General features: G+C 64.0%; 28 protein-coding genes. 11 read left to right on the forward strand and 17 right to left on the reverse strand.

Going from position 1 to position 24,248, the window contains the following annotated elements; genetic code table 11:
* Genes QN397_RS14110 through QN397_RS14130 form a run of 5 tightly spaced genes read right to left on the reverse strand, consistent with a single transcriptional unit; the run spans position 1 to position 5,334 of the window.
* Positions 1 to 1,467, reverse strand: a complete 1,467-nt coding sequence (locus QN397_RS14110; protein WP_323501200.1) for an amidase — start codon at positions 1,465 to 1,467, stop codon at positions 1 to 3.
* Between the two features lie 43 nt (positions 1,468 to 1,510).
* Positions 1,511 to 2,476 carry an ABC transporter ATP-binding protein gene (locus QN397_RS14115; protein WP_323501201.1) on the reverse strand — a complete coding sequence of 322 codons (966 nt, stop codon included), beginning with the start codon at positions 2,474 to 2,476 and terminating at the stop codon, positions 1,511 to 1,513.
* A complete protein-coding gene (locus QN397_RS14120) occupies positions 2,473 to 3,456 on the reverse strand; it encodes an ABC transporter ATP-binding protein (RefSeq protein WP_323501202.1) in 984 nt (327 codons plus the stop codon). The genes QN397_RS14115 and QN397_RS14120 overlap by 4 nt, the downstream gene beginning before the upstream one ends.
* Positions 3,453 to 4,316 carry an ABC transporter permease gene (locus QN397_RS14125; protein ID WP_323501203.1) on the reverse strand — a complete coding sequence of 288 codons (864 nt, stop codon included), beginning with the start codon at positions 4,314 to 4,316 and terminating at the stop codon, positions 3,453 to 3,455. The genes QN397_RS14120 and QN397_RS14125 overlap by 4 nt, the downstream gene beginning before the upstream one ends.
* Positions 4,317 to 4,320: 4 nt before the next feature.
* Positions 4,321 to 5,334 (reverse strand): ABC transporter permease, encoded by a 1,014-nt coding sequence (locus QN397_RS14130; protein ID WP_323501204.1) that lies wholly within the window; start codon positions 5,332 to 5,334, stop codon positions 4,321 to 4,323.
* A gap of 210 nt (positions 5,335 to 5,544) precedes the next feature.
* Between QN397_RS14130 and QN397_RS14135 the strand changes: the two genes are divergently transcribed.
* Positions 5,545 to 6,051: a GlcG/HbpS family heme-binding protein gene (locus QN397_RS14135; protein ID WP_323501205.1), complete on the forward strand. Its 507-nt coding sequence runs from the start codon at positions 5,545 to 5,547 to the stop codon at positions 6,049 to 6,051.
* Positions 6,048 to 6,755, forward strand: a complete 708-nt coding sequence (locus QN397_RS14140) for a cupin domain-containing protein (protein ID WP_323501206.1) — start codon at positions 6,048 to 6,050, stop codon at positions 6,753 to 6,755. Before QN397_RS14135 ends, QN397_RS14140 begins: the two co-directional genes overlap by 4 nt.
* Here QN397_RS14140 and QN397_RS14145 read toward each other — a convergent pair.
* From QN397_RS14145 to QN397_RS14165, 5 genes are all read right to left on the reverse strand, one after another.
* Positions 6,733 to 7,509: an isochorismatase family cysteine hydrolase gene (locus QN397_RS14145; protein WP_323501207.1), complete on the reverse strand. Its 777-nt coding sequence runs from the start codon at positions 7,507 to 7,509 to the stop codon at positions 6,733 to 6,735. The two genes, QN397_RS14140 and QN397_RS14145, sit on opposite strands and share 23 nt — an antisense overlap.
* Before the next feature lie 9 nt (positions 7,510 to 7,518).
* A complete protein-coding gene (locus QN397_RS14150; RefSeq protein ID WP_323501208.1) occupies positions 7,519 to 8,301 on the reverse strand; it encodes a 3-hydroxybutyrate dehydrogenase in 783 nt (260 codons plus the stop codon).
* Positions 8,302 to 8,364: 63 nt separating this feature from the next.
* The gene (locus tag QN397_RS14155) at positions 8,365 to 9,525 is read right to left on the reverse strand and encodes a patatin-like phospholipase family protein (RefSeq protein ID WP_323501209.1); all 1,161 of its coding nucleotides are present in this window, start codon (positions 9,523 to 9,525) and stop codon (positions 8,365 to 8,367) included.
* A gap of 171 nt (positions 9,526 to 9,696) precedes the next feature.
* The gene (locus QN397_RS14160) at positions 9,697 to 10,146 is read right to left on the reverse strand and encodes a CHRD domain-containing protein (protein WP_323501210.1); all 450 of its coding nucleotides are present in this window, start codon (positions 10,144 to 10,146) and stop codon (positions 9,697 to 9,699) included.
* Positions 10,147 to 10,251: 105 nt separating this feature from the next.
* Positions 10,252 to 11,196: a YihY/virulence factor BrkB family protein gene (locus QN397_RS14165; protein ID WP_323498431.1), complete on the reverse strand. Its 945-nt coding sequence runs from the start codon at positions 11,194 to 11,196 to the stop codon at positions 10,252 to 10,254.
* An 89-nt stretch (positions 11,197 to 11,285) separates the two neighbouring features.
* On the opposite strand from QN397_RS14165, the gene QN397_RS14170 reads away from it, so the two are divergent.
* The 6 genes from QN397_RS14170 to QN397_RS14195 all read left to right on the forward strand — a co-directional run bounded on the left by QN397_RS14170 (position 11,286) and on the right by QN397_RS14195 (position 14,795).
* Entirely contained in the window at positions 11,286 to 11,885 is a 600-nt protein-coding gene (locus tag QN397_RS14170; protein ID WP_323498432.1) for a chromate transporter, read from the forward strand.
* Entirely contained in the window at positions 11,882 to 12,499 is a 618-nt protein-coding gene (locus QN397_RS14175; protein WP_323498433.1) for a chromate transporter, read from the forward strand. Before QN397_RS14170 ends, QN397_RS14175 begins: the two co-directional genes overlap by 4 nt.
* A 63-nt stretch (positions 12,500 to 12,562) precedes the next feature.
* Positions 12,563 to 13,540, forward strand: coding sequence for an aldo/keto reductase (locus QN397_RS14180; protein ID WP_323498434.1), 978 nt, complete (start codon positions 12,563 to 12,565; stop codon positions 13,538 to 13,540).
* Between the two features lie 119 nt (positions 13,541 to 13,659).
* Positions 13,660 to 13,830 (forward strand): hypothetical protein, encoded by a 171-nt coding sequence (locus tag QN397_RS14185; protein WP_187051650.1) that lies wholly within the window; start codon positions 13,660 to 13,662, stop codon positions 13,828 to 13,830.
* 108 nt (positions 13,831 to 13,938) lie between these two features.
* On the forward strand, positions 13,939 to 14,460 hold the full coding sequence (locus tag QN397_RS14190) for a DUF3237 domain-containing protein (RefSeq protein ID WP_323498435.1): 522 nt from the start codon (positions 13,939 to 13,941) through the stop codon (positions 14,458 to 14,460).
* 113 nt (positions 14,461 to 14,573) lie between these two features.
* Positions 14,574 to 14,795 (forward strand): hypothetical protein, encoded by a 222-nt coding sequence (locus tag QN397_RS14195; RefSeq protein ID WP_323498436.1) that lies wholly within the window; start codon positions 14,574 to 14,576, stop codon positions 14,793 to 14,795.
* A gap of 21 nt (positions 14,796 to 14,816) precedes the next feature.
* Here the strand turns inward: QN397_RS14195 and rlmB are convergent, their stop codons facing one another.
* Together rlmB and QN397_RS14205 are read right to left on the reverse strand one after the other, a co-directional pair.
* Positions 14,817 to 15,566, reverse strand: a complete 750-nt coding sequence (gene rlmB, locus QN397_RS14200) for a 23S rRNA (guanosine(2251)-2'-O)-methyltransferase RlmB (protein ID WP_323498437.1) — start codon at positions 15,564 to 15,566, stop codon at positions 14,817 to 14,819.
* Positions 15,567 to 15,618: 52 nt separating this feature from the next.
* A complete protein-coding gene (locus QN397_RS14205; RefSeq protein ID WP_323501211.1) occupies positions 15,619 to 16,326 on the reverse strand; it encodes an ABC transporter ATP-binding protein in 708 nt (235 codons plus the stop codon).
* Between the two features lie 70 nt (positions 16,327 to 16,396).
* Between QN397_RS14205 and QN397_RS14210 the strand changes: the two genes are divergently transcribed.
* On the forward strand, positions 16,397 to 17,020 hold the full coding sequence (locus QN397_RS14210) for an arylesterase (RefSeq protein WP_416352330.1): 624 nt from the start codon (positions 16,397 to 16,399) through the stop codon (positions 17,018 to 17,020).
* Between the two features lie 108 nt (positions 17,021 to 17,128).
* On the opposite strand, the gene QN397_RS14215 is transcribed toward QN397_RS14210, so the two are convergent.
* Entirely contained in the window at positions 17,129 to 17,332 is a 204-nt protein-coding gene (locus QN397_RS14215; RefSeq protein ID WP_187051646.1) for a hypothetical protein, read from the reverse strand.
* Between the two features lie 71 nt (positions 17,333 to 17,403).
* On the reverse strand, positions 17,404 to 18,603 hold the full coding sequence (locus tag QN397_RS14220; RefSeq protein WP_323501212.1) for a PLP-dependent transferase: 1,200 nt from the start codon (positions 18,601 to 18,603) through the stop codon (positions 17,404 to 17,406).
* Between the two features lie 94 nt (positions 18,604 to 18,697).
* On the opposite strand from QN397_RS14220, the gene QN397_RS14225 reads away from it, so the two are divergent.
* A complete protein-coding gene (locus QN397_RS14225) occupies positions 18,698 to 19,201 on the forward strand; it encodes a hypothetical protein (RefSeq protein ID WP_323501213.1) in 504 nt (167 codons plus the stop codon).
* Positions 19,202 to 19,210: 9 nt separating this feature from the next.
* Here QN397_RS14225 and QN397_RS14230 read toward each other — a convergent pair whose 3' ends face one another.
* Positions 19,211 to 20,506 carry an acetyl-CoA hydrolase/transferase family protein gene (locus QN397_RS14230; protein ID WP_323501214.1) on the reverse strand — a complete coding sequence of 432 codons (1,296 nt, stop codon included), beginning with the start codon at positions 20,504 to 20,506 and terminating at the stop codon, positions 19,211 to 19,213.
* Positions 20,507 to 20,583: 77 nt separating this feature from the next.
* On the opposite strand from QN397_RS14230, the gene QN397_RS14235 reads away from it, so the two are divergent.
* On the forward strand, positions 20,584 to 21,048 hold the full coding sequence (locus QN397_RS14235) for an SET domain-containing protein (protein WP_323498442.1): 465 nt from the start codon (positions 20,584 to 20,586) through the stop codon (positions 21,046 to 21,048).
* Here QN397_RS14235 and QN397_RS14240 read toward each other — a convergent pair.
* On the reverse strand, positions 21,035 to 22,234 hold the full coding sequence (locus QN397_RS14240) for a cation:proton antiporter (protein ID WP_323501215.1): 1,200 nt from the start codon (positions 22,232 to 22,234) through the stop codon (positions 21,035 to 21,037). The two genes, QN397_RS14235 and QN397_RS14240, sit on opposite strands and share 14 nt — an antisense overlap.
* Positions 22,235 to 22,331: 97 nt before the next feature.
* Entirely contained in the window at positions 22,332 to 24,233 is a 1,902-nt protein-coding gene (locus QN397_RS14245; protein ID WP_323501216.1) for a diguanylate cyclase, read from the reverse strand.
* Between the last annotated feature and the right edge of the window lie 15 nt (positions 24,234 to 24,248).

The raw sequence follows: 24,248 nt of genomic DNA on the forward strand, positions 1-24,248 counted from the left end.
CTAGAGGCCGAGCCGGTCGAGCAGCGCGGGCCACTTGTGCGCCCATGGGCGCGCGCGCTCGAAGGCACCTGAGACGGCCAGCACGGTGCGGTCGTCGAGATGGCGGCCGATGATCTGCAGGCCGATCGGCAAGCCGTCTTTCGTGAAGCCGGCCGGGATGCTGGCCGCAGGCTGGCCGGTGAGATTGGCCGGGAAGGTGAAGCACAGCCAGTCGGCATTGCGGCCCATGCGGCCTTCGATGATCTCGGGGCCCTGCATGTGCACCGGGAACGGCGGCACCGCCAGTGTCGGCGTGATCAGCAGGTCGTAGTTCGCCATGAAGCGCCACATCTTGTTGCACAGGTGCTTGCGCTTGGTGTGGGCATCGGTGAATTCCTGGCCGGTCCACGGTCGCATCACCAGGTCGAGCAGGTGCGGCGATATCTTGTCTTCGTGCCCCTTCATGATCCGACGCATGCCGGCAAGGTCGGTGTCGGCGGCGACCAGTGTCCAGAAGTGCGCGCCCATGTCGGCATCCCAACCCGGGTTCGCGCGCTCGACGGTGCAGCCCAGGTCTTTCTCGAAAACCGATACGGCCTCGCTGACGACTCGGCGTACTTCCGGGTCGACGGCCGCGTAGCCCCAATCCTCGCTGTAGGCGATGCGCAGGCCCTTGATGTCTTCGGTGGTGGCGGCCACGTAGTCGTAGTCGGCAGCCGGGATCGAATAACGATCGCGTGGATCGGGGCCCGCGATCACGCCGAGCATCAGTGCCGAATCGGCGACGGTGCGACTCATAGGGCCGATGTGCTCTAGCGTTTCCCAGCTCGATACGCCGGGATAGCGCTCGTCGCGGCAGCCCGGATAGAGCGCCACGCGGCCCATCGATGCCTTGATGCCGTAAAGCCCGCAATGCGCCGACGGGATGCGTACCGAACCGCCGCCGTCGCTGCCGATCGCGAAGGGCGCGACGCCCGTCGCCACCGAGGCGCCCGAGCCCGCACTCGATCCGCCCGAGGTCAAGGCAAGGTCCCACGGGTTGCGCGTGGTCTCGAACACCGGGTTGTGCCCGACACCGCTATAGCCGAACTCGGGCACGTTGGTCTTGCCGATGATCACCGCGCCTGCAGCCTTAAGGCGCTCGACCACGATGTCGTCCTCGTCGGGCACGAAGTCCTCGTACAGCACCGAGCCCATCACCGTCTTGATGTTCTTGGTGGCAACCAGGTCCTTGATGCCGATCGGCACGCCCGCGAGCACGCCTACGGGCTCGCCTTTGGCCAGCTTGCGATCGACCTCGGCCGCGGCCGCGCGGGCCACGTCCGGGGTCGGCGTGCAAAAGGCATGGATGTGCGGCTCCAGCACCTCCATGCGGCGCAGCACGGCTTCGGTCACTTCGGCCGCGGAGAACTTCTTCGTCTTGATGTGCTGCGCGATGGAAATGGCATCCATCCTGCAGATTTCGTTGTCGGTGGATTGCGTGGACATCGGTACTCCTTGTCAGGTTGTGGAAGAGAACAGGGGGGTCGCGTCAGGCGAAGTGGCAGGCGGCGAGGTGGCCGTCGCCGACGCTGCGCAGCTGCGGCGATGCGGTGATGCAGCGGTCTGTGCCCTGCGGGCAACGACCGTAGAAGCGGCAGCGATTCGGGTCGGGATCGACCGGGCTGGTGGGGCTGCCGTCGAGCCGCAGGCGTTGCTCACCGCGCCGCGCCGGGTCGGGTATCGCAGCCACTAGCGCCTGCGTGTACGGATGCTTCGGCGAAGTGAAAAGGTCTTCGGCGGATGCGACCTCGACCACGCGGCCGAGGTACATGACGACGATGCGCTCGCACAGCAGCCGCACCACGTTGAGGTCGTGCGAGACGAAGAGGTAGCTCATGCCGAGCCGGTCGCGCAGGTCGGCCAGCAGCCGCAAGATCACCGCCTGCACCGACACGTCGAGCGCGGAGGTCGGCTCGTCGAGGATCAGCAGCGACGGCTCCACAGCGACGGCGCGCGCTATGCCCACGCGCGCCCGCTGGCCGCCCGAAAGCTGGTGCGGATAGCGCATGACCAGCTCGGCCGGCAAACCGACCAGTTCGGCCGCCCTGTACACACGCTCATCCAGTTCTGTGCCGCTCTTGAGGCCGAGAAGGCGGCGCAATGGGTCTGCGATCGAATCGAACACGCGGAACGACGGGTTCAGGCTCTCGGTCGGGTCCTGGAACACGACCTGGATGCGCGCGCGTTCGGGCGAGCGCGAAAAGCGGTCGGACGACAGCGCCGTCAAGTCTTGCCCGGCGAACAGGATGCGGCCCGAGGTCGGATCGATCAGCCGCGCCAGCAGCCGTGCCAGCGTCGACTTGCCGCAGCCTGACTCACCGACCAGGCCCACGCATTCACCGGCGTCGATGGTGAACTGCACGTTGTCCACCGCATGCAGCATCGCGCCCTTGCGGCGCGGGCCGACCGGGTACAGCTTGACGAGGTTTGTCACCTCCAGCAGCGGCGCGTTCACAGCGGGTTCCTGCAGCGCACGACGTGATCGGCATCGATGCGCGTCCAAGGCAACGGCGGCTCGTCGCACACCGGCAAGGCACGCTCGCAGCGGTCGCGGAATCGGCAGACCGGGAGGTCGCCGCGAAGGTCGGGCAGCTGACCCGGAATCGAAGTGAGCGACGCGACGCTGGAACGCGGGGTCGGCGTGGCGGCGAGCAACTGCTGGGTGTAGGGATGCGCAGGGGTGCGCAACAAGGTCTCCGTGGGCGCGAACTCGACCAGGTGGCCGGCATGCATGACGGCGATGCGATCGCAGTATTCACCGGCCAAGCCGAGGTCGTGCGTGATCAGCAGCGTCGACATGCGTGTGCTGCGGCTCAGGTCGCGGATCAGATCCATGATCACCGCCTGTGTCGTCACGTCGAGCCCGGTGGTCGGCTCGTCGGCGATGAGCATCGACGGCGAACAGGCCAGCGCCATCGCGATCATCACGCGCTGGCACATGCCGCCCGACAGCTCGAAGGGGTAGGCGTCGAAGCGGCGCTCCGGGTCCGGAATGCGCACCCGCTCCAATGCCTGCACGGCATGGCGACGCAGGTCCTCGCTGCGAATCGCCGCATGCCGGCGCAGCACGTCCTCGATCTGCAGGCCGACCTTGCGGATCGGGTTGAGCGCGGTGCGCGGGCTTTGAAAGATCATCGCGAGTTCACGGCCACGGATCTCGCCGAGCTCGGCCTCGCTCGACCGCAATAGATCGGTGCCGCCGAACTCGATGCGCCCCGCCTCGATGCGCGCGGCCGGATCGTGCAGACCCATCACCGTGTACGCCATGACCGATTTGCCCGAACCGCTCTCCCCAACGACGCCGACGATCTCGCCGCGCTGCACCGTGAACGACACGTCTTCGAGCGCCTTGACGGTGCCATGTCGCGTCTTGAAGACAAGGGACAAGCCGTCGACGCTGAGTTGCGCCCGTGTGGTCGTCGCGGCTTCGCTCACGTGCGCCTCCGCGGGTCGAGCAGGTCGCGCAAGCCGTCGCCCAGCAGGTTGAAACTGAACACCGCCAGCACCAGTGCGGCGCCCGGGAAGATGAAAGTCCACCACTCACCGGAGATGATGTTGCTGGCACCCTCCGACACCATGATTCCCCACTCGGGTGTCGGCGCCCTCACCCCGAGGCCGATGTACGACAGCCCCGCCGCGTTGAGGATGGCCCATCCCATGTTGAGCGAAGCCTGCACCATCATGGGCGGCAGGATGTTGGGCACGATGTGGTGCAGCAGCACCTGCAGCGGGCGATTGCCGCCCATGCGCGCCGCCTCCACATAGCCGAGCTCGCGCCGGATGTTGACCTCGCCGCGCGCGAAGCGGTAATAGAACGGGAGGTTGATGATCATCGTCGCGATCACGATGTTCAGCACGTTGTTGCCGAGCGCCGCCACGATGCCCATCGCAAGCACGAAGAGCGGGAAAGCCATGATGGTGTCCATCACCCGACCCAGGATGCGCTCGAGCCAGCCGCCAAAGTAGCCGCCCACCGCACCCAACGCCAGGCCGACCATGAAAGACAGCGCGACGGCGGACACGGCCATGCCCAGGTCGAGCCGCGTCGCCACGATCACGCGGCTCAGGATGTCGCGGCCCAACGCATCGGTGCCGAACCAGTGCGCCGCGTTGGGCGCCACCAGCCTGGCGGTGCCGTCGGTCGTGAGCGGGTCGTAAGGCGCGATCCACGGGCCGAAGATCGCGAACACGATCATCAGCAACAGGATGAGTACCGCCACCAGCGTGAGCTTGTTCTGGGCGAATGCGTAGCGCGTGTTCTGCGCGACGACGGTAAGGCTTGCGAGAGTGGCCATCGTGTCAGCCCTCGAAGCGCACGCGCGGATCGATCAGCGTGCTCGCCACGTCGACTGCAAGGTTGAGCAGCGTGTAGAGCAACGCCATCATCAGCACGAAGCCCTGCACCGCCGCATAGTCCGACGCCAGCACCGCCGACACCGCATACGCGCCGATGCCCTGCCAGCCGAACACCTGCTCGATCAGCACGTTGGAGCCGAGCAAAAAGCTGAACACCATGCCGAGGATGTTGGCTATCGGCAGTAACGCGTTGCGAAACGCGTAGGTCATGAGCACCGTGTGGCCACGCAGGCCGCCGGCGCGCGCTGTGCGAGTGAAATCGGCACTCAGCGCCGCCAGCATCGACGCCCGGGTGATGCGCGCGATCGGAGCCAGTGCAAAGAGCCCGAGCGAAATCGATGGCAGCACGAGCTGTGACAGCGAGGCGCGGAAAACGTCGAATTCGCCGGCGAAGAGGCTGTCGACAAGGTAAGAGCCGGTGATACGCGGCGGTGGCGAAAAGAGCATTTCGTCGAGCCGGCCCACTGGTTGCGGCGACCAGCCCAGCAAGAAATAGAAGACGAAGACCAGCAGCAAGCCGACGAAGAAGGTCGGGAATGCGGAACTCACCGTGATGATTCCGCGGCAGAAATGATCGATGGCCGAATCGGGTCGCGTTGCAGCCAGCAGACCTATCGGTATCGCGATGACGACCGCGAAGAGCAGCGCGCAGACGGTGAGTTCGATCGATGCTGGCAGCCGTGTCACGAGGTCGTCGAGTACGGGCTGGCCAGTGGTCAGCGACGTCCCCAGGTTGCCTTGCGCGAGGTCGCTCAGGTACTTGAAGAACTGCTCGGGCAAGCTCTTGTCGAGCCCCAGCGACGCTCGGATTTGCGCGATCGAATCGGCGTTGGCCGCAGGACCTGCGAAGTACGCAGCCGGGTCGCCCGGCAGAGCATGCGACAACAGGAATGTGATCACCACGATGCCGAACAGACTCGGGACCGTGCCAAGGATTCGCTTCCAGACAAATGACATGGAGGGATATGGCAGAAGATGCGGAACAGGCAGAGGAAGGGTTCGGAGAACTGGACGACCGACCGTCAAGTCGTCGCAAGCTGCGTGCCAGCGCAAGCCCGCTGAAGATGCACCTACATGATGCATAGGCAAGTTACTTGACGTGCAATGCATGCCGTGGTGTGCTTTGTGCTTCGGTGTCGACAGCCATCCTGGCCGTGAGGAGATGCAATGTCCGGCGTGATCGAAGCCCGTCTGTTGACCCTGCAGGGCGCCCAGCGTGTACTGCAGGCTGCCATTGGCCACGCCCATGCCATCGGACAGCCGATGTGCATCGCCGTGGTGGACCTAGGCGGCAACCTGCTCGCCTTCGCGCGAATGGATGGCTCGAAGGCATTGAGCATCATCTCTTCGAACCACAAGGCCGTCACAGCCGCGATGTCCGGCACACCCACCGGCGGCGCGCATACCGATGTGGAACTGCAGATCGCCATGGCATCCGACTGCAAATGGACCAACCTGATCGGCGGCCTGCCGATCCGTGTCGAAGGCTACGTCGTCGGCGCCGTGGCCGCCGGTTCCGGCAACGGCAGTCAGGATCTGGCCGTCGCGCGCGCGGGTGCCGCAGCCATCGCAGGCGCCGACCTGTTCGAAGACTTCGTGCCGATGGGCGCCGAGGACACAGGCATCATCCGGGGCAAGACGCCGAGACGGCCAGAGAGACAAAGACAACCGTGACCACCAGCACCACCAAAAGCAGAGCCACTGCGAAGCGCAACGCTATCGCCGTCGCGCCAAGCAAGCCGGTCAAGATAATCAAGACGGCGAAGGCAGTCAAAGCGACACAAGCCACTGAGCCACCCGAACCACCGATACGGCGCGACGATCTTCAGGTCGGAGGCCGACTGCGGCATGCGCGACTGCTGAGTGGCGTCCTCATGCGCGAACTGGCCAACAAGGTAGGCTGCACTGAAAGCATGGTGTCCAAAATCGAAAGCGGCCGCGTGGTGCCGTCGCTGCCGATGCTGCAGCGGCTGGTCGAAGCGCTTGGTCGCGATCTCGCCTCGTTCTTCGGCTCTGATCCGAATTCTCCGGCGCTGGTGATGCGTGTTGGCCAACGGCTCATCACGAACACCGATCCGATACGCCAGGGCTTCGGCGTGAGCTACGAGCGACTGGTCCCTTTTGGCGCCGGCAATCTGCTGGAAGGCAACATCCATGTGGTCGAGCCCGACGCGAAGAAGCACGACCCGATCACGCACCAGGGCGAAACGCTGGGCTATCTGCTCGAAGGCCAGCTCGAACTGACAGTGGAAAAGACCTCATACAGCTTGGCAGTCGGTGACTCTTTCTTCTTCAAGAACCACCTGACCAACAGCTATCGCAACACCAGCGCTAAGGTGGCGCGCGTGCTATGGGTCAACACGCCGCAAGTGCACTGACGAGATCGTCCGCACCCGTCACGAAGCCGAAGCACTTGCGCACGTTCCACAGCGTCGCCTCGGTGCAGAAGGCCGGCGACGACGTGGCGCAGCAGTCTTCGAGCAGCACGCAGCCGTATCCGAGGAAGTTGGCGTCGGTGAGTGTGCAGAGGACGCACTGGTCGGTGTTGACGCCCGCAAATAGAAGCGTTTGAACATCGAGGTTGCGCAGGATCGAATCGAGCGGCGTGTCCCAGAAGCCGCTGATGCGGTGCTTGTCGACACGCAGGTCGGTATCGGCGACGTCGAGTTCGTCGACGATGGCTGCGGCCCAGCTGCCTTTCTGCAGAATGCGCGCTCCGCCGGCGGGACCGCTGCCCGGCAAAGGATCACCGAGCCCCAGCCCGGTGCCAGTCGGCTTGAAGAGATGCACCTGATTTGGCGCCATGTTGGCCAGATCGGCGCGATTGCCCCAGTTGACCCAGATGATGGGTACCCCTTTTGCGCGCAACGCCGGCGTCAGCCGGTTGAGCGGCTCGATCGGGGCACGGTCGGCCGAATAGTCGCCGCCCGCCTGCCCCACCATGCCATCGGCCGCGCAGAAGTCGTTCTGCATGTCGATAACCAGTAGCGCGGTGCGGTTCAGGTCGATCGTTATCGACTGCGGGGTGCTCGACAGCTCGAGCGTTCGCGGCGTTGCGCGTGCTTGAGACATGTCGACATGGGAAGCACTGGCGAGCCAGCGATTGCGTTGGGTTCCCAAAGATCCGGTCATGGAACCCGCCTACTGCATGAACCAGCCGTGGCTGACGACCAAAGACTGTCCGGTCAACGCATTCGTCTTAAAACCCGCGAACATCAGCGCTACCTGCGCCACGTCGTCGGTCGTTGTGAACTCGCCGTCGACGGTTTCCTTGAGCATCACGTTCTTGATGACTTCCGCCTCGGTGATGCCGAGCGTCTTCGCCTGTTCGGGAATCTGCTTTTCGACCAGCGGCGTGCGCACGAAGCCGGGGCAGATCACGTTGGCGCGGACGTTGTACTTGGCGCCTTCCTTTGCGACCGTTTTGCACAGGCCGATGAGGCCATGCTTGGCGGTCACGTAAGGGGCCTTGAGCAGCGACGCTTCCTTCGAGTGGACCGAGCCCATGTAGATCACGCTGCCGCCGCGTCCTTGCGCGTACATGTGCTTGAGGCACGCGCGCGTCGTCAGGAAAGCACCATCGAGGTGAATTGCTAGCATCTTCTTCCAATCGGCGAAGCTGAACTCTTCGATGGGATGAACGATCTGGATGCCGGCGTTGCTGATGAGGATGTCGATGCCGCCGAAGGCCGCAGCGGCTTCTTCGACGCCTGCGTTCACCTGGTCTTCGTTGGTGACGTCCATGCCGACGCCAATAGCTTCGGCGCCCGTGGCCTTGAGCTCAGCTGCCGTGGCGTCCGCTGCTTCCTTGTTTAAGTCGGCGATGACGATCTTGGCGCCTTCCTTGGCGAACACGATGGCAATTTCCTTGCCGATGCCGCTGGCCGAGCCCGTGATGAACGCGACTTTGTTTTTGAGTTGCATGAGAATTCCTTAAATGAGTAAAAGTTTAAATGCGGGACGGGGCGGTCTTTGCACTTCGGGAGCTCACGTACTGCCGGAGCGGGCGGTGCCCGCACGCGTGTCCAGGCTGGGCTTGTGCACGCGCAATGCGTCGGGCTCGGTCAGGTCGTAGGTGGTCACGCCGTTCGCACTGGTCGTCTTCAGCCAGTCCGGATGCGCAAGCGTGTTGTTCATGTCGCGCGCGCCGGCCTCCCAATGCTCGGTGACTGTCGTGCGAGAAAACTCATAGTCTTTCGAGTCGAGTTCATAAGGCCGGTTGCGGTAGATCAGATGAACGATGTCGATCGGCTTGTGCGTCATTTGTGCGCTCAGCGCTTCCACGCTCTTGTCGTTGCGCAAGGCGGCAGGAAGCTTCTTGATGAGGTCGGCCAGTGCCTGTTGCAGGTTGACGTTGGCCGACACCGCATCGGTGTTCATCCGCGTGCGGCTCGAATAGATGATGTCTTTTTGCCGTTGCGACACTTCGGCCAGTGTCTTCGGCATGACGCCGCGTGCGCTGAACAGGTCGACCTGAAGCACCACCAACGGCTGCGTGCGCGGATGGACGTCAAGAACATATTGCAGCGGCGTGTTCGACACGATGCCGCCGTCCCAATAGTCTTCGCCATCGATGTGCACCGGCGGAAAACCGGGCGGCAGCGCGCCGCTCGCCATGATGTGTTCCGGAGTGATCTTCTGCGCAGTGTTGTCGAAGTAGATCGAGTTGCCGGTGCGCACATTCACCGCGCCCACGCTGATGCGCATGGCGTCTTTGCAGTTGATGCGGTCGAAGTCGACGAAGCGCTCGAGCGTCGACTTGAGATCCGTCGTGTCGCAGTAGCTGAGCACCGGCGCAGAGCTGCCCAGCAGCATGGCGGGGCCGATGCGCGGCTTGAAAAACCCCGGAATCCCGAAAAACACCGCTGACGCCGCGCTCCACTGATTGAGCATCATGCGGTCGCCAAGAACCGACGGCAGTTGCTGACCCGGTCCCGACGAGAGAAGGTCCCAAAATCCCTTGAGCTTGTCGATGCGTTCATTGGGCGCGTTACCCGCGATGATCGACGCGTTGATGGCACCGATAGAAACACCGGCCACCCAATCGAGAGATTGATAGCGCTCGAACAGTGCCTCGCAGACGCCTCCCTGATAGGCGCCCAGCGCTCCTCCGCCTTGCAGCACGAGCGCCTTGGTGGCCTGGCCCATGTCGGATGCGGGTGCCGGAGCAGACGAAAGCCCCGAAAGCGCTGCGCGGGGAGCGGGCGGATTGCGGGGCTTGGAAGTCTGGCGGGGCGCGGGAACGGGCGAAGGCTTGCTTGTGCTCATTCCCGCATTGGACACCGCGTTTCTGACAGCCGGCAGGCCGGCTCCGAGTTTTTACTTCGGCAACATCTGTCCGCGGATTTCGCCGCCGGGATTGGCCGCGGTATGCACGTTGGCATACCACTTGCCAGCCATCAGATCTGCCGCTTGAGCCGGGGTGAGCGTTGCGGTTCCTTCGATAGGGGTGGCCGGGCTGGTGAAAGGCACCACCACACCGGCGTTGGCGCCAGCGACTGCGGGACCATGAAAGTGCGCCGCAGTGGCGGGGCCGCTCAGGCCCGAATAGGTGACCTTGTACTTCAGCACATTGGTGCCCTTGTCGAGGGTGGCCTCGGCCATGCCGCTGCCGCGCGTCATGTTCGGAGGCACTTCGCTGGATGCGTTCATGGCGCCGCTGAAGCTGGCAGTGTTGGAATTCATGCCCATCATTCCGCAGCCGGCGAGCGCCATGGTGGCGACGCCTGCGACGAGTGTTGCGCGCAAAAAGGTGCCGTATCGGTTCATTGGTTATCTCCTGGATTTAGTCGAAGTGACTTTCGAGCATAGGCAATTGCGGAGCCCGCGTCATGTCGGCAAAACGCGCGACTTGATCCGAAGGCGATCGCGCGCTCAGCCGACTTTTGCCGACCCCAGCGCTTCGCCGCGCGTAGGTGATGGCCGGCCATCGGCCGGCCGCGCCGCTGCGTTCTTGAGCGAACCGAACGTGTGCGCATAGACCCAGGTGAACTCTGCCCCCAGCAAAAAGATCTGCGCCGAGTAGTAGACCCAGACCAACACAACGACCAGCGAGCCAGCCGCGCCGTAGCCCGAGGCCACGCTGCTCTTGCCGATGTACAGGCCAATCAGGTGCTTGCCGATGGTGAAGAGCAGGGCCGTCACCGCCGCCCCCACCCACACGTCGCGCCACTGCACCCGCACGCGCGGCATGATCTTGTAGATCATCGCGAAGACGACCGTAACCATCACGAAGCTGAAGACGAAGTTGACCGCTTGCGCCAGCGTGGCCCAGCCGCCGAACAACGGTGACCACCATTTGCCCAGCGCGGCCAGTGCCGCGCTCGCCACCAGCGACACCATCAGCAAAAAGCCGATGCCCATGATCATGCTGAACGACAACAGCCGCACTCGAAGCAAGTTGAACAGACCCGTACTCTTGTCGCGCGCCGGCGCCCGCCAGATGCGATCGAGCGCATCCTGCAATTCGCCGAAAACGGTGGTCGCACCCAGTACCAGCAGCGCGATGCCGATCACTGTCGCAACGATGCCTTCGGTCGGCTTGTTGACCGCTTCCAGCATGCCCTGCACCGCCATCGCTCCTTGCGGACCCATGAGCCCCGACAGCTGCGCGAAGATCTCTCCGCGGGCTGCATCGCGGCCGAAGACGAGCCCCGCCACCGAGATGACGATGAGCAGCAACGGCGCGACCGAAAACACCGTGTAGTAAGCGAGCGCGGCCCCCATGCTCGGGGCGTAGTCGTTTGCCCACGAGGCGAAGGCCCGCTTCGACAAGTCGAACAGGGCACGAAGTTTTTCCGGGAGTTGCGGCAGTTGCATGCGCCGAGTATTACCCCCGGGTTAGGCAAAGCTGTCAGTCGTGCGCGCGGCCTGCTGACGGCCGTTTCGCCAACGATAATCTTCGACAAATGCAACCGGCTTCTTCCAACGTGGCGGCAGCGCCCGATCGCATGTCCCATCCCCTGCCCCAGGCGCCGCGCGATCTTTTCGTGTCGTTCACCTGGCTCGCGTTGCAGGGTTTTGGAGGCGTCCTCGCCATTGTCCAGCGCGAGTTGGTCGAGAAAAAGAAGTGGCTGACACCCGACGAATTTCTCGAGGACTGGGCCGTGGCGCAGGTCATGCCCGGGCCCAACGTCATCAACCTCAGCCTGATGATCGGTGACCGCTACTTCGGCTTGCGCGGCGCGGTTGCAGCGGTGGCTGGCATGTTGGCGGTGCCACTGGTCATCATCCTGACGCTCGCGATGGTCTACGCGCACTTCGCGACCAACCCGCAGGTCGCGGCCGCACTGCGCGGCATGGGTGCTGTGTCGGGCGGCCTCATCGCTGCGACCGGCGTCAAACTCATTCCGCAACTTCGCAAGCACCCGCTCGGTTTCGGCATTTGCCTCGTGACCGTGGCACTCGTCTTCGTGCTGATCGGCGTGCTGCAGATTCCGTTGGGCTGGGTGCTGCTGGTGGTGGGCGCTGCAGCGTGCGTCGCGACCTGGCGACAGCTGACGCCATGACCGACGCGGCAAGTCTCGCCATCGTCATGCACTGGCACGACTGGCTGGCACTCTTCGGGCAGTACATGCTGCTGTCGCTGCTTTCGATCAGCGGCGCCATCACCACGGTGCCCGACATGCATCGCTATCTCGTCGACCAGCACCACTGGCTGACTGCGACGCAGCTCAATTCTTCCGTCGCCATCGCGCAGGCGGCGCCCGGTCCCAACGTGCTGTTCGTCGCGCTGATGGGATGGAACGTCGGGCTCAACGCCGGTGGTGGCATCGGCGGCGGACCGCAGGCCTGGCTGCTCGGGCTGTTCGGCCTGGCGATCACCATGGTCGGCATCATGCTGCCGAGCACCACGCTCACCTACATCGCCACGCGCTGGGCGCACCGCAACCGTACCCTGCGCGAAGTGCGCGCCTTCAAGCAAGGCATGGCTCCTGTGGTGGTCGGCTTGCTGATCGCGACCGGATGGATTTTGTCGAACACAAACCACGTGAGCGTCACGCCGGCTTGGCACGTGTGGGCCGTGACGGGCGTGGCCGGCTTGATCGTCTGGCGCACCCGCATTCATCTGCTGTGGTTGCTCGGCGCCGGGGCCGCGTTGGGTGTGCTCGGCTTCGTTTAAATCCGGCTGCCAGCCCTGCACAGCAGTCCTTGTTACCTTCTCACCCACTCATTAGGAACACCCATGCAACTTCGTTCGCTCGGCCGCTCCGGCCTTCAGGTTTCTCCGATCGCTTTCGGCGGCAACGTCTTCGGCTGGACCGTCGACGAAGCCCTGTCGTTCCGCCTGCTCGATGCATGGCTCGACGCCGGCTTCAACTTCGTCGACACGGCCGACGTGTATTCGCGTTGGGTGCCGGGCCATACCGGCGGCGAGTCGGAGACGATCATCGGCAAGTGGCTGCGCCAGACCGGCAAGCGCAATCGCGTGGTGCTCGCCACCAAGGTCGGCAAGCCGATGGGCGACGACAAGGTCGGCCTGTCGCCAGCCTACATCCGCGAGGCGGTCGAGGCCTCGCTGACGCGGCTCAAGACCGACCACATCGATCTCTACCAGTCGCACGACGACGATGCCGAGACACCGCTGGCAGATTCGCTCGGCGCCTTTGCCGATCTCATCAAGGCCGGCAAGGTGCGCGCCATCGGTGCGTCGAACTACACCGCGCCGCGTCTGGCCGAAGCACTCGACCTTTCGGACAAGCTCGGCCTGCCGCGCTACGAGTCGCTGCAGCCGCTCTACAACCTGTACGACCGCGCGGTGTTCGAAGACGATTTGGAACCGTTGTGCCTGAAGCGTGGCGTCGGCGTCATCAATTTCTATGCGCTGGCAGCCGGCTTCTTGACAGGCAAGTACCGCAGCGGAGCAGACGCAGCCAAGAGCAAGCGCGGTGAGAGCACGACCAAGAAGTACCTGAACGCGCGCGGCCTTCACATCCTCGACGCGCTGGATGTGGAGGCGCGCAAGCACGACGCGACTCCCGGCCAGGTGGCGCTCGCATGGCAGATCGCGCGGCCGGCCATCACGGCACCGATCGCCAGCGCGACCTCGATCGAGCAGCTCGACGATCTGGTCAAGGCGGCCGAACTGAAGCTGGATGCTGAAACGATCGCGGCGCTCGATGCAGCCAGTACGGAATCCAGTGTTGAAGCGAAGGACGCCTGATCTGCCACCCGGCTGATCAGTAGGCAAGCTCCCACAGCGATTGGCGCCGCCTGCCATTGCGGCTATGGGCAGCGCTCTCGATACTTCGGCTATCGCAGTGTTCGAGAGAGAGGATTCCCATGTCATTCGCGCTTTACATGATCGGCTTTTTGATTTTCCTGGCTGGTCTCGCCTGGGGCGCGTCGGTCGCAGGCGTGCCGACGCTCTACATCGGCATTGGCTCGCTCATCGTGCTGGGCATCGGCATCTTCAGTGCGGTGAGTCGCACCCGCGGCAAAGACCCGTCCTGAATCTTTACCGCACAGCCCCAAAGCCAGCACCAGCACCAGGCCGAAATTCGGGATCGCCTTCGGGATGATCCGATGGCAGGAAACGTCGCGCTTGCCTAAGCTGGCGCGATGACTTCGCCCAACACTCCAGCAGCCTTGTCCGGAGGTAACTCCAGCGTACTCGCCACTGCGATCGCAACACCTGCTCTCGATTTCTTTGCCGACCTTCACGTCGACGTCGGCGTGCCTCAAGTGCTCGGCCACGGCCCACGTGGCTTGCGCCGGGTTGTCCCCATCAACGGTGGCGAAGCACGCGGCGTCGACTGGCATGCACGCGTGCTGCCCGGCGGCAGCGACTTCCAACTCATCCTGAGCGACACGCTGTCTGAGCTCGACGCGCGCTACAGCCTCGAAACCGATGGCGGCGATCTGATCTACGTTCAAAACCACGCGGTCCGCTCAGCGCCAGCCGACGTCATGGCCAAGTTGTTGCGCGGTGAGCCGGCCGATCCGGCGCAGGTCTACTTTCGCTGCAGCCCGCGCTTCGAGACATCGTCTCCGGCGCTCAAATGGGTCTGCGAGCGGATGTTCGTCGGTGCCGGCGTAAGGCATCCGACCCAGGTGGTGATGCGCTTCTTCACGCTCGCCTAAACCCTCCGTGAAGGTGCCTCGATAAGACAAAAGCCCACAAGGGTAAGCACCGAAGTGCAATGCCCGCCACAGGACTATCTTGAAGTTGTCGATGCATCACGCAGGAGACAACCATGTTGATCGTTAGCAAGTTGGTTTTGGCAGGCGGCGTTGCCGCAGCCGCGATGGCGGGGCCGGCAACGCTGGGCACTACCTCCGAACAGAGCAGCGCACGAGCCGTCATCGTATCGAGCGCGACGCAAGCGGGCTCTCTGAAGCCTCCGGCCGCGGTACCCGGTCTTACCCGATGCCCCGGCAGTTGCGACCTTTGGCAGATGCTGGCGCTGCGCCACTGAAGCCGGAACGCTGAACCCTACCTACACGGCGATGCGCTGACGCATCGCCTCATACAAACACACGCCGCTCGCCACCGAGACGTTCAGGCTTTCGACCGCGCCCGCCATCGGGATACTGATCAATTCGTCGCAGGTTTTGCGAGTGAGCTGGCGCATGCCCTCGCCTTCGGCACCGAGCACCAGCGCCAGCGGCCGCTTCAGGTCGGTCTGGTAAAGCGTGCGGGGCGCGTCGTCGCTGGTCCCGACGCACCAGATGCTGCGCTCCTTCAGTTCATTCAGCGTCCGTGACAGGTTGGTGACCATGAAGTACGGCATGGTGTCGGCCGCACCGCTCGCCACCTTCGACACCGTAGCGTTGATGCCGGCAGCATGGTCCTTCGGCGCAATGACCGCGTGTGCACCGGCACCGTCGGCCACCCGCAGGCAGGCGCCCAGGTTGTGCGGATCGGTCACGCTGTCGAGCACCAGCAGCAATGGCACCGTGCCGGCGGCTTCCAGGCCTTCGAGCAGTTCGTCGATCGAATGCAATTGCGGCATAGCCTCGACGCGGGCGGCAATGCCCTGGTGGCCGTGGCTGCCTGCGAGTTTGGCAATGCGCAACGAATCGGCCTCGACGAGACGAACTCCTGCATCTTGCGCACGGGCGATGAATTGCTTCATGCGCGCGTCGCGACGGCTCGAGTCGAACAGCACTTCGAGCACCGACTTCGGCGCGGTTTTGATACGCACGCCCACGGCATGAAAGCCGAAGATCACTTTGGGGGAAGACATCCGGCGATTATCAAGGTCAGGCGTCGGCCGGGCGAATGCTCAGGCCAGTACTTCAGGCGCTCTTGTCGTCCGACGCAACGCGCCCGGCTTCGATGGTGATGCGGCGCTCGCAACGGTCGGCGATGCCGCGGTCGTGCGTCACCATCACGAGCGTGGTGCCTAGCTCGCGATTGAGATCGAACATCAACTTCATGACCTGCTCGCCGGTCGCGTGGTCGAGGCTGCCGGTCGGCTCGTCGGCCAGCAGCAAGGCTGGTTGAACGACGAAGGCGCGGGCCAGCGCCACGCGCTGCTGCTCTCCGCCCGACAGCACCTTCGGATAGTGGCCGAGGCGCTGGCTCAAGCCGACGCGGCCCAGCATCTCCGTCGCGGCCTTGCGCGCGTCCTTGCGGTTGGCGAGCTCCAGCGGCAGCATCACGTTTTCGAGGGCGCTCAGGTTGGCGAGCAACTGAAAGCTCTGGAATACGAAGCCGACCTTTTGGGCACGCAGCGCGGCGCGGTCGTCTTCGTCGATGGCGAACAGGTCTTCGCCACCGAGCCGCACCGTGCCGCGGGTCGGTGTGTCGAGGCCCGCGATGATCGACAGCAAAGTGCTCTTGCCGGAGCCCGATGCGCCGACGATGGCCGCGGTCTCCCGTGCGCCGAGGGTGAAATGGATGTCCTGCAAAATGTCCAGTGTGCCGCTCGAATCGGTGACGGACTTGAAAACATGGTCGACGGCAACAATTTCAGTGGCAGTGGCTTGTGACAGTGCGGACATCAGGTACTTTGAAAGGCTTTGCGTGTTGAATCGACTTGTGGATCGACGGTGGGAGCGACGTCACTTTATCTTGAGCGCCACGCTGGCCGGCGCAGCGGGGCTTCTGGGCGCAGGGGCTTCCTTCGCGCAGGCCGCGCCACAGACCATCCTCATCATGGGCGACTCGCTCAGCGCCGAATATGGCCTGAAGCGCGGCGAAGGCTGGGTGGCGTTGCTGCAAAAGCGGCTGGCAGAGCAGAAGATCGATGCCCGCGTGGTCAATGCGAGCATCAGCGGCGAGACCACGTCGGGTGGCCGCTCACGCATGGATGCGCTGCTCAAGCTCAACAAGCCCGACGTGATGGTGCTCGAACTCGGCGCCAACGACGCGTTGCGCGGGCTGGCCATCAAGGACTCCGAAGCCAACCTCACCGCGATGACGAAGGCGGCGCAGGCTGCCGGCGCCAAGGTGCTGCTGCTCGGCATGCAGGTGCCGCCGAACTACGGCATGGACTATCTGAATCGCTTCTCGCGGATGTTTACCGGCACAGGCAGCGCCACCGGTGCGCCGGTCGTTCCGTTCTTCTTGAAGGGCGTCGCCGACGCGCCCGACCCGATCAAGATGTTTCAGGCCGACCGCATCCATCCGGTGGCGGCCGCGCATCCGCAGATGCTCGACAACGTCTGGCCGCAACTGCGCAAGCTGTTGAAGTAAACGATCGATTCAAGCCGACGAGCCAACGAAAAAGCCGCCACTGCACGAAGCAGATGGCGGCTTTTTCACGAACGCTAAAAGTAGAGCGAAAAGAAAGTCGAGAGACGATCAGCCGTTCTTGGTCGGAAGGTCCGGCACGGTTGGCGGATCGCGTTCGAGCGAGGCCACGTCGCTTTCCGGATCTCCGGGTGCCAGGCCATCGCTGCTCGGGCTCAGCTTGCGATTGACTTTGTCGCGCAGCTTTTCTTCCTTTTTCTTCCTCTTGGCCAGTTCCTTCTGTCGCTTCTCGTATCCGTAATTGGGTGCGGCCACTGCGTCTCCTTGGTGCGGGGCAATCCGTGGGATTGCGATGCTTCCGACTGTACGCGATTACGAAAGACGGCTCAGAGCTTGCCCAGGGCTTGTTCCAGGTCGTCGCGCAGGTCACCGACATCTTCCAGGCCGACCGAAAATCGCACCAGCGTCCCTTTGTACGACCAGCGCGCAACAGTCGGGTCGCGCATCAGGCCGATGTCGTACGGCACCACCAAACTGATCGGGCCGCCCCACGAATAGCCGAGCCGGAAGAGCTTGAGGCTGTCGCAGAAACGGTCGGCCTGCTCGCTGCTGAAGCGCTCGTCGAAAACGATCGAGAACAAGCCAGCGGCCCGATCTGTCTTGCCGCACAGGGCACGCCAGTGGTCATGGCCCGGTGAGCCTTCGAGGGCCGGGTGCAGTACTTGCGCGATCTCGTCGCGGGCCTGCAACCAGCGTGCAAGCTCTCTCGCCGCCCGGTCGTGCGCCGCATAGCGCAAGCCGATGCTCGGCAACGATCGCAGCACCAGTTCGACATCGTTCACCCCAACGCCGAAGCCCATGCGCATGTGCGTGAGCTTGAGCGCGTTGTGCAGGCGGTCATCGCGCGTGGTCACGCCGCCCATCAGCACGTCGCCGCCACCGCTCGGGTACTTGGTAAGCGCGTGCGCAACGATGTCGACACCCTGCCCTGTGCCGCTGCCGTCCAGATCGAACGGCGCAAAAGCCAGCCCGGCGCCCCAGGTGTTGTCGAGCGCGCACAGCACGTCGCGCGCACGGCAGACGGCGACCAGCGCCGGCAAATCCGGGAATTCCATCGTGACCGAGCCGGCCGCCTCGACCCACACCAGCCGCGTGCGGTCGGAAATCTTGGCTGCGAGATCGGCCGGATTCATCGCGTCGTACAGCTTGTGGGTGATGCCGAAGTTAGCCAGTTCGCCTGTCGCCAGCGCCTTGCTCGGGCCGTAGACGTTGTCGGGCAGCAGCACCTCGTCGCCCGCCTTCAGAAAGGCGAAAGACACCAGCGTGATCGATGCGAGGCCGCTCGGCACCAACAACGCGGCCGTGCCGCCTTCGAGCGTGGCGAGCCGTTCTTCGAGCGTGAACGTGGTCGGCGTGCCGTGCAGGCCGTAGGTGTAGCCGGCCTTGGTTTTCCAGTCGCGTGCGCGCAGCGCGGCCACGTCGGCGAAGAACACGGTCGAGGCCTTGAACACACCGGGTTGCGGCGCGGCGAACCTGGCCGGCGGTACGTAGGGGTGATGGATGAGTTCGGTCGAAGGCTGGGTCATGACCCCTATTGTGGCGAAGGCCGAAGATGGAAGAATCGACCCCACATTCAGGGAGGCCACAGAACAACACGAATGGAAAACGAATGGACCACGAATGCCCCGCAGCCTGACCGACCGCGAAGCCTTTGCCAGCGTACTCACCACCCTCATCCTCGAACGCTGCATGGCGTCGCGCAGCACCGAAACCTCGCGCATCGAACTTCAGGAAAGCGTGCCCGGCAACGAGCGCTCCTATGTACGGCGCGGACTCGACGCGCTGGTCGAGCATGGCGCCTTGGCGATGAGCGGCGACGACATTGGCTTCACGCACGAGGGCAGCGCCTTCCTCGCGTATGTCGCGAGTGTCGAGCGGGCGTCGGACGACCACAACGACAGCGATGAAGATCCGGACGCGCATGCCGCCGTCGTGCCGCTGCTGACGCTCATCGCGCAAGACGCGCGGCTGGCGCCGCCCAAGCGCATCGAAGACATACAGACCCTGCCCGGCCGCCTCGAAGGCTATCGCGCGACGAAGCAGTCGGGCTTATTGAACCGCTGGACTTTGCTGCTCGCGATCGTGGTCGTGCTGGGCGTCGTCGTGTACACGCAGCTGCGGTAGTTCGCTCACTCAAAGCAGATGAATCAGCCTCGCCTGCGCTGTGAGTTCCTCGCGAAAGTCCGGGTGCGCGATACCGATCAGTTCTTTCGCTCGCTGCTTGGCCGATTTGCCGCGCAACTGCGCCACGCCGTATTCGGTGACGACGTAGTTGATGTCGTTCTTGCTGGTGCTCACATGCGTGCCAGGCGACAGCACCGGCACGATGCGCGAGATGGTGTCGTTGCGGGCGGTAGAAGGCACGACGATGAACGCCTTGCCGCCTCGCGAGCGATTGGCTGCCCGCACGAAGTCGCTCTGGCCGCCGGTGCCTGAAAACGGCGCCGAGCCCAGACTCTCCGAGCCGCACTGCCCCAGCAAATCGATCTGCAGCGTCGCGTTGATGGCGACCATGTTGTCGTTCAGGCCGGCCAGCGCGGGGTCGTTGGTGAAGTTGACCGGATGCATCTCCAGCATCGGGTTGCGCTCCATGAACCGATAGAGCTTTTTGGACCCGAGCGCGAAGGTCGCGATCATCTTCCCCGGAAGGTAGTTCTTGCGGCGATTGGTCACGGCGCCGCATTCCACCAGCGACAGGATGCCGTCGCCGATCATCTCGGTGTGAATGCCGAGGTCGTGCTTGTGGGTGAGTTGCATCACCACCGCATCCGGGATGCCGCCGTAGCCGATCTGCAGCGTCGAGCCGTCTTCGATCATGTCGGCGACGTACTTGCCGATCGCCTCCTGCACCGGGCCAATCTTGGGCAGACCGACTTCGAGCACCGGCTCATCGCTTTCGATGAGCGAGGTGACCTGCGAGATGTGCACGCGACACTCGCCGAATGCGTAAGGCACGTTCGGGTTGACTTCGAGCACCACCGCGCGCGCTTTGGCCACAGCAGCCATCGTGTAGTCGACACCGAGGCTGAGCGCGAAAAAGCCTTCATCGTCCATCGGCGATGCCATGCTGAACACCACGTCGGCTGCCATCTGGCCGCGTTCGATCTGCGCCGGGATCTCTGAAAAGTAGTTGGGAATGAAGTCGATCCAGCCGGCTTGTCCACCCGCCCGTGAGGCGCCGCCGTAGAAGAAAGCCACGTGCCGGACATGGTCGACCGTCTCGGGGTCGAGGTAGGCGTATTTGCGCATCGCGAGGATTTGCCCGACCTTCACATCGAGGAAATCGCGCCGCTGGTCCGACAGTGCCGTGAGCAGCGCGGGTGGCTCCCCGACGCCCGTCGGCACGACGATGAAGTCGCCGTTCTTCACGTGCCGAATCGCCTCCGCGGCTGTCGTTCGCTTCTGCTGGTAGAGGTCGCGCATCTGCATTTCGAGGTCTCCTGCGGCACCGTATTGACGCCGTCACGGTCGAGTCTATGCTCGCTCTTTTTCAAGACCCTTGATCCATGGCACGTTCCAGCGTTTCTTCAACGCCCTGCATCCGGGTTTCAGCCAGCGGCGTGCACGGGCTCGGCGGATTTGCGACACGCGACCTGCCGGCCGACGCCTTCCTGGGCCTGTACGAAGGCCGGCGCTATTCGCCCGCGCAGATCGCAGCCAAGACGTGGGACGACAACCTCACCTATCTCTTCAAGCTGACGAACGACGAGACCATCGACGGTGCCAAGGGCGGGAACGCGACGCGCCACCTGAACCACTCGTGCGACCCCAACTGCGAAGCGGTCGAGGAGTACGACGAATCCGGCGAACTGGTGCTCAGGTTCCAGACCATCGTGGCAGTCGAGGCCGGCGACGAACTCTTCATCGACTATGGGCTGGCCGCAGACAACGACAAGGTGGCGGCGGACTTTCCGTGCCACTGCGGCTCGGAGAACTGCCGCGGGACCATGCTGGCTTCTACTTCGACCTGAAGACGATCTCTTTCATCCGCGCCAGCTTCGGCGAAACGATTGGCACCGTCAGCATGGTGCTGGCGACCGCCATCACCAGCAACGCGGTGAAGCTCTCGTTGGTGATGATCGTCTTGTCGAGCAGCACGTTGGCGAAGATGATCATGATCAAAGCCTTGGTCTGCAGCAGCCAGCCGACGAGCGAACTTTCGCCGGGTTGCCACTTCAGGATCTTGCCGGCGATGTGAATGCCGATCAGCTTGCCGGCGACCGAGGCAACCAGCAAGACCGCCGCCGCGATGAACACCGCAGCCCCGCCCACCTGCCAGTTGGTGCGCAAGCCAGTGCTCAGGAAAAACACCGGCATCAACACCAGCAGCACGTTGTGGCGCAGCCAGTCCATCTGCTTCTGGTCGAACCACGCCGAATCCATGACGGCCCCCGCGATGAAGGCGCCCACCATGTAGTGCAGCCCCGACCAGTCGGCGCCAAGGCCGCAGGCGGCCAGCCAGGTCAAGCTGCAGTACCAGCGGTCGCGCTCCGGAATGCGAGCCATCAGCCAGCGATAGACCACGCTGGCAACGCCGAAGATCACCAGGAAGGCGACCTGCTTGCCGACGCGTTCCCAGTCCATCAGGATCAACGCGAGTACACCCCATATCGCGATGTCGTCGACGCTCGCGTAACGCAGGATGCGCTGGCCGATCGGCTGCCGCAGGATCTGCAGCTTTTCCATCAGCAGGATGAGGATGGGCAGCGCAGTGACCGCGCACGCCATGCCGATGCCGAGCACGAACTGCCAGGTGAGCGCCTTGGCGCCGATCCAGCCCGGAAACATGAGCATGCCCATTGCGGCCGCACCACCGAACAGCAGCGGCACGCCGAGTGCCATTCCCGCGGTGATGCCGCTCTCGCGCCGATGCGTCCAGGCCTGCTTCAAATCCAGCTCGATCCCGGCGATGAAGACGAAGAGCATCACCGCCCACTGCGCGATGGCGTTGAGCGACAGGATCACCGGCGCGCTGAAGACGAATTTGTAGTAGTCGGGGAACAGCGTACCCAACACGCCGGGGCCGAGCAGGATGCCGGTGATGATCTGCACCACCACGAGCGGCGCGAAGTACTCCGTGCGCCCCAAACGCCAGATCAGATAGGGCGCGGTGAAGATGATCAACATCGCTATCAGGAAGATTTCTGACGTACTCATGGCGGTCATGACGGGCAGGCGCTCTCGTGTGGATTGAACTGACGGGGCGGCAGAAGTTTGCCATGCCCTAGCGACCCGGAAATCGGGCGCCAGTGTCTCAATGCTTCAACGTCGAAGCAGCGGCCGGCACCGCATCGCTGCCAAGCACCGAGTTGAACTCCGCACCCGCCATGCGGAAACCGTTGCGCCCGCCCTTCTTGGCTTCGTACAGGGCCGCATCGGCACGTGCCAGGAGCGCAGGAATGTCTTCATCGTCGATGCCCGACAACGCGACGCCGATGCTGGTCGTCACACGCAACGCACCGCCCGGGATGCCGAAGACAGGCTTCAGTGCCATCAAAATTCTGCGCGCTGCGATGGCTGCAGCCTCTTCGCCAGCCACGTCTTCCAGCAGCAGCACGAACTCGTCTCCCGCATAGCGCGCCGCCATGTCGGTGGTGCGCACGCCGCGCTTGATGCGTCGCGCGAATTCCTTCAACACCGCATCGCCGCCGGCATGGCCGTGCGAGTCGTTGATGTGCTTGAAGTTGTCGACGTCGAGGTACATCAGGCACATAGGAGTGCGTGAACGGCGCGACCGCGCCATGGCATCGCACACGCGCTCTTCGAACGAGCGGCGATTGGGCAAACCGGTGAGTGCGTCTTCTCGGGCCAGCGCATCGAGCAGCAGTTGCTTTTGCTTGAGTTCGCTGATGTTCAGGTTAACGCCGACGATGCGCAGCGCGGCGCCGTCCAGCCCGCGCTCGACCACCTTGGCGCGGTTCTGAATCCACAACCAGCGGCCGTCTTTATGGCGCACCCTGACTTCGCCTTCGTACATGGGCGTCTCGCCATTCACATGCCGCTCCAGCCCAGTGCGCGCCGCGTCGTAGTCCTCCGGATGAACCATGCTTTGCCACAGCCCGTCGGCGGCCTCGATCTCGCCGACCACGTAGCCGAACATGCCCCACCACTGCGCGTTGTAGGTCGCCCTGCCCGTGCGCAAGTCGAGATCCCACAGGCCGATGTCGCCACCGCTCAGCGCCAGTTCAAGCCGCTCGCCGGTCTTGCGCCGCTCTTCTTCAGCCTGCCGCTGCGCAGTCACGTCAATGTGCGTGCCGACCACGCGCAGCGGACGGCCGTCGGCGCTGCGCTCGACGGCAACGCTCCGGCTCATGACCCAGATCCATTGCCCATCGCGGTGGCGCATGCGGTGCACGAACTCGCAGAACGGCGTGCGGCCCAGCAGATGGCTGTTGAACTCGGCCGCATAGGCACGCCAGTCGTCTGGGTGGATCAGCCCCTTCCAGTCGAGGCTGCCCGGCTGCGCTTCATCGGCGCTGTAGCCGAGCATGGTGCGCTCGCGTGTGTTGATCGTCCACCGGCCCGACGCCACATCGAGGTCCCACAGGCCCAGGTCGCCACCGCGCAGCACCAGGTCGAGCAACTGGTCGCTTCGCTTTTGATGCATATCGGCCTCAGTGGCGAGCCGGTCACGTTCCAGCGCCAGCGCTTCGGCTTCATGCGTGCGTGCGCGCAACGCCAGCAGCGATGCGGCCTGGCGTGCCAACATGGCCAAGGCATCGCGCTGCGCGTCGCTGATTTGTCTGGGGCGGGTGTCGATGACGCAGACGGTGCCCAGCGCGGCACCGGCCGCTGTCACGATGGGCGCAGCGGCGTAGAAGCGCAGGTGCGGAGCGGCCGTCACGAGCGGGTCGCTCGCGAACCGGACGTCGAGCGTGGCGTCTTCGATCACCAGCAGTGCGTCGGACACTTCGATGGCGTGCGCACAAAACGAATGCGCACGCGCTGTGTCGGAGATCGTCAGGCCGACCGTGGCCTTGTTCCATTGCAGCTCCCGGTCGACGAACGACACCAATGCCACCGGCGTGCCGCAAATCTGCGCCGCGAGCGCTGCGATGTCGTCATAGGCCGCTTCGGCTTCGGAGTCGCGCACGCGCAGGTCGTCCAGCGCTTTGATGCGCGGTTCTTCGTTGGCTTGACTTTGCGGAACCGGCATGCAGCGACACTTTGA

This window comes from Variovorax sp. RTB1 (assembly GCF_035018765.1).
Classification (GTDB): domain Bacteria; phylum Pseudomonadota; class Gammaproteobacteria; order Burkholderiales; family Burkholderiaceae_C; genus Variovorax.